The sequence below is a fragment of the Streptomyces albidochromogenes genome (assembly GCF_005981925.1).
In the GTDB taxonomy this organism is placed as follows: Bacteria; Actinomycetota; Actinomycetes; order Streptomycetales; family Streptomycetaceae; genus Streptomyces; species Streptomyces albidochromogenes.
The window spans coordinates 25109-32613 of the sequence record NZ_VBVX01000041.1 but is presented as its reverse complement, the minus strand read 5'-3'; the positions used below and the strand labels follow the sequence as shown (position 1 = coordinate 32613).

General features: G+C 71.9%; 8 protein-coding genes. All 8 read left to right on the top strand.

What is annotated here, in order from left to right; genetic code table 11:
• Positions 1-4 precede the first annotated feature (4 nt).
• The 8 genes from E2E34_RS08485 (at position 5) to E2E34_RS08450 (ending at position 7473) form a co-directional block, all read left to right on the top strand.
• Positions 5-994, top strand: a complete 990-nt coding sequence (locus tag E2E34_RS08485; protein WP_138901297.1) for an adenosine deaminase — start codon at positions 5-7, stop codon at positions 992-994.
• 94 nt (positions 995-1088) lie between these two features.
• Positions 1089-2390: an enolase C-terminal domain-like protein gene (locus tag E2E34_RS08480; protein ID WP_138901294.1), complete on the top strand. Its 1302-nt coding sequence runs from the start codon at positions 1089-1091 to the stop codon at positions 2388-2390.
• A 143-nt stretch (positions 2391-2533) separates the two neighbouring features.
• Positions 2534-3643: a carbohydrate kinase family protein gene (locus E2E34_RS08475; protein ID WP_138901296.1), complete on the top strand. Its 1110-nt coding sequence runs from the start codon at positions 2534-2536 to the stop codon at positions 3641-3643.
• 139 nt (positions 3644-3782) lie between these two features.
• Entirely contained in the window at positions 3783-4796 is a 1014-nt protein-coding gene (locus E2E34_RS08470) for a PhoH family protein (protein WP_138901293.1), read from the top strand.
• Positions 4797-4823: 27 nt separating this feature from the next.
• Positions 4824-5321, top strand: a complete 498-nt coding sequence (gene ybeY, locus E2E34_RS08465) for an rRNA maturation RNase YbeY (RefSeq protein ID WP_138901292.1) — start codon at positions 4824-4826, stop codon at positions 5319-5321.
• Positions 5318-6601, top strand: a complete 1284-nt coding sequence (locus tag E2E34_RS08460; RefSeq protein ID WP_138901291.1) for a hemolysin family protein — start codon at positions 5318-5320, stop codon at positions 6599-6601. Before ybeY ends, E2E34_RS08460 begins: the two co-directional genes overlap by 4 nt.
• On the top strand, positions 6598-6954 hold the full coding sequence (locus E2E34_RS08455) for an MmcQ/YjbR family DNA-binding protein (protein WP_138901290.1): 357 nt from the start codon (positions 6598-6600) through the stop codon (positions 6952-6954). The genes E2E34_RS08460 and E2E34_RS08455 overlap by 4 nt, the downstream gene beginning before the upstream one ends.
• A 153-nt stretch (positions 6955-7107) precedes the next feature.
• Positions 7108-7473 (top strand): cytidine deaminase-like protein, encoded by a 366-nt coding sequence (locus E2E34_RS08450; protein ID WP_138901289.1) that lies wholly within the window; start codon positions 7108-7110, stop codon positions 7471-7473.
• Positions 7474-7505: the final 32 nt, after the last annotated feature.

Sequence of the window (7505 nt, the reverse complement as noted above, 5' to 3'; positions counted from 1 at the left end):
CCCCATGCCCCTCCCCAAGGCCGAACTGCACCTCCACATCGAAGGCACCCTCGAACCCGAGCTGGCCTTCGAACTCGCCTCCCGCAACGCCGTGGTGCTGCCCTACTCCACCACCGAGGAGCTGCGCCGCGCCTACCTCTTCGACGACCTCCAGTCGTTCCTCGACCTGTACTACGCGCTGATGGCGGTCCTGGTCACCGAGGACGACTTCGACCGGCTCGCCGACGCCTACCTGGCGCGGGCGGCCGCTCAGGGCGTGCGGCACGCCGAGATCTTCTTCGACCCGCAGGCGCACACCGCGCGCGGAGTCCCTCTGGGCACGGTCGTCGAAGGGCTCGCCCGCGCCCTGGACCGGAGCGAGGAGCGGCACGGGATCTCCACCCAGCTGATCATGTGCTTCCTGCGCGACGAGTCCGCCGAGTCGGCGATGCGGACGCTGGAGGCCGCCACGCCGTACCTGCACCGCATCACGGGCGTCGGCCTGGACTCGGCCGAGGTCGGGCACCCGCCGTCGAAGTTCCGCGAGGTGTACGACGCCGCGCGGGCCCTCGGGCTGCGCGCGGTCGCGCACGCGGGCGAGGAGGGCCCGCCGGCGTACATCTGGGAGGCGCTGGACATCCTGCGCGTCGAGCGCGTCGACCACGGACTGCGCTCCCTGGAGGACCCCGAGCTCGTGGAGCGGCTCGTGCGCGACCGGGTGCCGCTGACGCTGTGCCCGCTGTCGAACGTACGGCTGCGGGCCGTCGACGTCCTGGAGGACCACCCGCTGCGGGCGATGATGGACGCCGGGCTGCTGGTCACCGTGAACTCCGACGACCCCGCCTACTTCGGCGGGTACGTCGGCGACACGTTCCACGCGGTGCGCGAGGCGCTCGGACTCGGCCAGGAGCAGTTGCGCGAGCTGGCCCGCAACTCCTTCCGGGCGTCCTTCCTCGACCACGACGAGAAGCGCAGGGAGGCGTACCTCGCCGAGGTGGACGCGTACGTCTTCTGATCCCGCCCGCGCCGCATCGTTGACGCCCCTGCGGGCGTCTCTCTACGCTGCGTTCCCCTACGTGGACGCCGTCTGCATACGGAGATGAACTGTTGTGGCGGACCTGACCATCGCGGACGTCCGGCTGACCCCCGTCCTCATCTGTGACCCGCCCCTCCTCAACGTCCACGGCGTGCACCAGCCCTACACCCCGCGCCTGGTCGTCGAGGTGGTCACGGCGGACGGCGTCACCGGGCTCGGCGAGACGTACGGCGACACCGCGTACCTGGAACTCGCCCGCCCGTACGCCGAGCTGCTGACCGGCCGCTCGGTCGCGGACCTGAACGGACTGCTCCCGCTCGCCCAGCGGATCGGCGTCGGCCACGCGCGCGTGGAGCACGCCGTCGGCGTCGGCGGTCTGCGCGGCGCGCGGACCGCCGACAAGCTGCGGCTGTCCGTCGTGTCCGCCTTCGAGGTGGCGTGCCTGGACGCGCTCGGGAAGGCGTACGGACAGCCCGTGCACGCACTCCTCGGCGGCAAGGTGCGCGACCACGTCGAGTACAGCGCGTACCTCTTCTACCGCTGGGAGCGGCACCCGGGCGGCGCGGGCGAGCCCGACGACTGGGGCGCCGCGCTCGATCCGGCGGGGATCGTGGCGCAGGCGCGGCGGTTCGCGCGGGAGCACGGCTTCCGCTCGTTCAAGCTCAAGGGCGGTGTCTTCCCGCCCGAGCGGGACGTCGCCGCCGTACGGGCGCTGGCCGAGGCGTTCCCGGGACAGCCCCTGCGGCTCGACCCCAACGGCGCCTGGACGCCGAGGACCTCCCTGGAGGTGGCGGCGCAGCTCGGGGCGGTTCTCGAATACCTGGAGGACCCGGCGCCCGGGACCGCCGCGATGGCGGAGGTCTCGGCGGGAACGGACGTGCCGCTCGCCACCAACATGTGCGTGACGGCCGTTCCCGAGATCCGCGAGGCGTTCCTGACCGACGCGGTGCAGGTGGTGCTCAGCGACCACCACTACTGGGGCGGGCTGCGGGCCACCCGCGAACTGGCCGCCGTCTGCCGGGCCTTCGGCGTCGGCCTGTCCATGCACTCCAACACCCACATGGGCATCAGCCTGGCCGCGATGACGCACGTCGCGGCCACCGTGGAGAACCTCGGCCACTCCTGCGACAGCCACTACCCGTGGCAGACCGAGGACGTGATCACCCGGCGCCACACCTTCACCGACGGCCGGCTCCCGGTCTCCGACGCCCCCGGCCTCGGCGTCGAGCTCGACCGCGACGCCCTGGAGCGGCTGCACGCCCGCTGGCTCGACGAGGCGTCGTACGGCGCGCTGCGCGACCGCGACGACGCGGCGGCGATGCGCGCGGCGCGGGGACACGAGACCTGGCGGGCGCCCGTGCTGCCCCGCTGGTGAGGCCGGGGCGAGGACGCCGTCGTATCACCGCGAGCTGCCGTGGGCGCGTATCGGGCACACTGGCCTGAATCCGCACCACACCACGGGAGCGCACGGTGAGCACGGTGAGAAAGCAGGCAGCGGCCACGACAGCGGCCACGGACATCGACGTCAGCGGCCGGCGGGACGAGGCGCGTCTCGACCCCCTGGACGGGCTTCGCGAGCCCGACGGCCCGTGCTGCGACGTGTTCCTCACCGGCACCGTGTTCCTGGACATCATCTTCACCGGCCTCGACAGCGCCCCGGTGCGCGGGACCGAGTCCTGGGCGCGCGGCATGGGCTCCAGCCCCGGCGGCGTCGCCAACATGGCCACCGCGCTGGCCCGCCTCGGCCTGCGGACGTCCCTGGCCGCCGCCTTCGGCGACGACCACTACGGCGAGTACTGCTGGGACGCGCTCGCCGACGGCGAGGGCATCGACCTGAAGATGTCACGGACCGTTCCCGGCTGGCACTCGCCGGTCACGGTCTCCATGGCGTACGAGGGCGAACGGACCATGGTGTCGCACGGCCACGAGGCCCCGCCGCCCGCCGGACCCGGGCCGTTCCCCGACTGCCCGCCCCGCGCGCGGGCCGCCATCGCCGCCCTCACCCCCGGCCGCAGGGAGGAGTGGATCGCCTCCGCGGCCCGCCGGGGCGCCAAGATCTTCGCCGACGTGGGCTGGGACGACACGGGCCGCTGGGACCTGGCCGGCCTCGCCGACCTGGAGCACTGCGAGGCGTTCCTGCCCAACGCCGAGGAGGCCATGCGCTACACCCGCACCGACTGCCCGCGCGCCGCCGCCCGCGCCCTGGCCGAGAAGGTCCCGGTCGCGGTCGTCACGCTCGGCGCGGAGGGCGCGTACGCCGTGGACGGCTCGACCGGCGAGACCGCCGAGGTCCCCGCCATCGCCGTCGAGGCGCTCGACCCGACCGGCGCCGGTGACGTCTTCGTCGCCGGATTCGTCACCGGTACGCTCGCCGGCTGGCCGCTCGCCGACCGCCTCGCCTTCGCCGGGCTGACCGCGGCCCTCTCGGTGCAGGAGTTCGGCGGATCGCTCTCCGCGCCCGGCTGGTCGGAGATCGCGGCGTGGTGGCAGCAGGTGCAGGCGGTCGACGGCCAGGATCCGCAGGCGCTGCGCCGGTACGCCTTCCTGGACGGGCTGCTGCCCACGGCCACGCGCGGGTGGCCGCTGCGCCGGGCGGTGCCGACGATCGGTTTCCGCAGTCCCGCCTGAGCGTTCGGCGGGCGGGCGCGGCGCGGGGTGCGAAAAGCCTTCGGCCTTGTCGGTGCACCGACGTACGCTTGGTGGCACGAGGTTGTCGAGCAGCGAGAACCCTGCAACGGGAGGTATGTGCAGGCCACAGTGCCGGCCCATGACTCAGACACCCACACAGCCGCAGGCCCGCGCCCAGTTCACCGTGCCGGACACGCACCCCATGGTGATGGTCCTGGGTTCCAGCGATTCCCTGTTGCGCGTGATCGAGAACGCCTTCCCCGACGTGGACATCCATGTCAGGGGGAATGAGGTCAGCGCGGTCGGCGACCCCACGGAGGTCGCCCTGATCCAGCGCCTGCTGGCCGAGATGATGCTGGTGCTCCGCACCGGACTGCCGATGACGGAGGACGCAGTGGAACGCTCGATCGCCATGCTCAGAGCCAACGGGAACGGCGGTGGCGCGGAAGCCGCCACCGAGACCCCGGCCGAGGTGCTCACCCAGAACATCCTCTCCAGCCGCGGTCGCACCATCCGCCCCAAGACGCTCAACCAGAAGCGGTACGTCGACGCCATCGACAAGCACACCATCGTCTTCGGCATCGGCCCCGCCGGTACGGGCAAGACGTACCTCGCCATGGCCAAGGCGGTCCAGGCCCTGCAGTCCAAGCAGGTCACCCGGATCATCCTGACCAGGCCCGCCGTCGAGGCGGGCGAGCGGCTCGGCTTCCTGCCCGGCACGCTCTACGAGAAGATCGACCCCTACCTGCGCCCGCTCTACGACGCCCTGCACGACATGCTGGACCCCGACTCGATCCCGCGCCTGATGGCCGCGGGCACGATCGAGGTCGCCCCGCTGGCGTACATGCGCGGCCGGACGCTCAACGACGCGTTCATCATCCTCGACGAGGCGCAGAACACCAGCGCCGAGCAGATGAAGATGTTCCTGACGCGGCTCGGCTTCGACTCGAAGATCGTCGTCACCGGCGACGTCACCCAGGTCGACCTCCCGGGCGGCACGAAGAGCGGCCTGCGCCAGGTCCAGGAGATCCTGGACGACGTACCCGACGTCCACTTTTCCCGGCTCACGTCGCAGGATGTCGTCCGGCACAAGCTGGTCGGCCGTATCGTCGACGCGTACCAGAAGTACGACGACAGCCAAAACGGGCTGTGACTTTGAAGCAGGGGTAGATCCAGCACCATGTCGATCGACGTCAACAACGAATCCGGCACCGAGGTCGACGAGCAGGCGATTCTCGACATCGCCCGTTACGCGCTCACCCGGATGCGGATCCACCCGCTCTCCGAACTCTCGGTGATCGTCGTGGACACGGCCGCCATGGAGCAGCTCCACATCCAGTGGATGGACCTCCCCGGGCCGACGGATGTCATGTCCTTCCCGATGGACGAGCTGCGTCCGCCGAAGAAGGACGACGAGGAGCCCCCGCAGGGGCTCCTCGGTGACATCGTCCTGTGCCCGGAGGTCGCCGAGAAGCAGGGGCAGGAAGCCCCGACGCGGCACTCCATGGACGAGGAGCTCCAGCTCCTCACCGTCCACGGCGTGCTGCATCTGCTCGGCTACGACCACGAGGAGCCGGACGAGAAGGCCGAGATGTTCGGCCTCCAGGCGGCGATCGTCGACGGCTGGCGAGCGGAGAAGGGCCACACCGGTCCGTCCCCCGCGCCGACCGTTTCATGACCGCCCAACTGATCACCGGCGCCGTCCTGCTGGTCGTCGTCGCGTGGCTGGCCGCCTGCGCCGAGGCGGGCATCGCCCGCGTCTCCAGCTTCCGGGCCGCCGAGGCCGCACGCTCCGGCCGGCGCGGCAGCGCCAAGCTGGCGCAGGTCGCGGCCGACCCGACCCGGTACCTCAACGTCGCCCTGCTGATGCGGGTCGCCTGCGAGATGGCCGCCGGCGTCCTCGTGACGTACGCCTGCCTGCGCGAGTTCGACGAGACGTGGGAGGCCCTGGCCCTCGCCATCGGCGTGATGGTCCTCGTCTCGTACGTCGCCGTCGGCGTCTCCCCGCGCACCATCGGCCGCCAGCACCCGCTCAACACGGCGACCGCGTCCGCGTACGTCCTGCTCCCGCTCGCCCGCGTCATGGGCCCCGTCCCGCAGCTGCTGATCCTCATCGGCAACGCGCTCACCCCGGGCAAGGGCTTTCGCAAGGGCCCGTTCGCCAGCGAGGCGGAGCTGCGCGCGATGGTCGACCTCGCCGAGCAGGAGTCGCTGATCGAGGACGACGAGCGCCGCATGGTGCACTCGGTCTTCGAGCTCGGCGACACCCTCGTACGGGAGGTCATGGTCCCCAGGACCGACCTGGTCTCCATCGAGCGCTTCAAGACGATCCGTCAGGCCCTCACGCTCGCCCTGCGCTCCGGCTTCTCCCGCATCCCGGTGACCGGCGAGAACGAGGACGACATCGTGGGCATCGTCTACCTCAAGGACCTGGTCAGGAAGACCCACATCAACCGTGAGTCCGAGTCCGACCTGGTCTCGACCGCGATGCGCCCCGCCGTCTTCGTCCCCGACACGAAGAACGCGGGCGACCTGCTGCGCGAGATGCAGCAGGAGCGCAACCACGTCGCCGTCGTCATCGACGAGTACGGCGGCACGGCCGGCATCGTCACCATCGAGGACATCCTCGAAGAGATCGTCGGCGAGATCACCGACGAATACGACCGCGAACTGCCGCCCGTCGAGGAGCTGGAGGACGGCTGCTACCGGGTGACCGCGCGACTCGACATCGGTGACCTCGGCGAGCTCTTCGGCTTCGACGAGTACGACGACGAGGACGTGGAGACGGTCGGCGGACTGCTCGCCAAGGCGCTCGGCCGGGTGCCGATCGCGGGCGCCTCCGCGACGGTCGACCTCCCCGACGGGCGCTCGCTGCGCCTGACCGCGGAGTCGCCGGCCGGCCGCCGGAACAAGATCGTCACAGTACTGGTGGAGCCGGAGGAGAAGGAGGCGGCATGACGCCGCAGGAGCTGAGGGCGTTCTGCCTCGACTTCAACGCCGCGACGGAGGAGTTCCCCTTCGGCCCCGAGACATCCGTCTTCAAGGTCCTCGGCAAGCTGTTCGCGCTCACCGCGCTGGACGCCGAGCCGCTCAAGGTCAACCTCAAGTGCGAGCCGGAGATCGCGGCCCGGCTCCGCGAGGAGCACGAGGAGATCGCGCCCGGCTGGCACATGAACAAGCGCCACTGGAACACGGTCACCGTCGACGGGCGGTTGACGGACCGCGTGGTCCGGGAGCTGATCGAGGACTCGTACGACCTGGTCGTGGCCGGCCTCCCGAAAGCCGAACGCCTGCGCCTCGACCGGGCCTGACCCCGGCCCCGGCCCGCGCCGGCGATCGCGCCGCACGGCGCTCCCGGAGGCCCGCACGGCGGGAAGCCGGAGCAACTGGACTCGCCGGACGGGCGGCGCGGCTCGATGCACCCGGTCGCGGGCCGAGCGGTGCCCGCTCCCTATGCTCGGGGCATGACTGAGACCACGCCGAGCACCGAACTCGACCCCGAGGACCGCAAGATCATCACGCTGGCGCGCAGCGCGCGGGCGCGCAACGGGGTGCCCGAGGGGGCGGCCGTACGGGACGAGACGGGGCGCACGTACGTCGCCGGCACCGTCGCGCTCGACTCCCTGCGGCTGAGCGCGCTGCGCACGGCGGTGGCGATGGCCGTCGCGAGCGGCGCGACGTCGCTGGAGGCGGCGGCGGTGGTGACGGCGGCGGACTCCGTGACGGCGGAGGACCGGGCGGCGGTACGGGACCTCGGCGGCCCCGGAACGCCGGTCCTGCTGGCGGGCCCCGACGGCGCCCTGCGGGAGAGCGTGGCAGCCGGCGCCTAGGAGCATTCGGGCCCCCGCACCGGTGGCCGGTG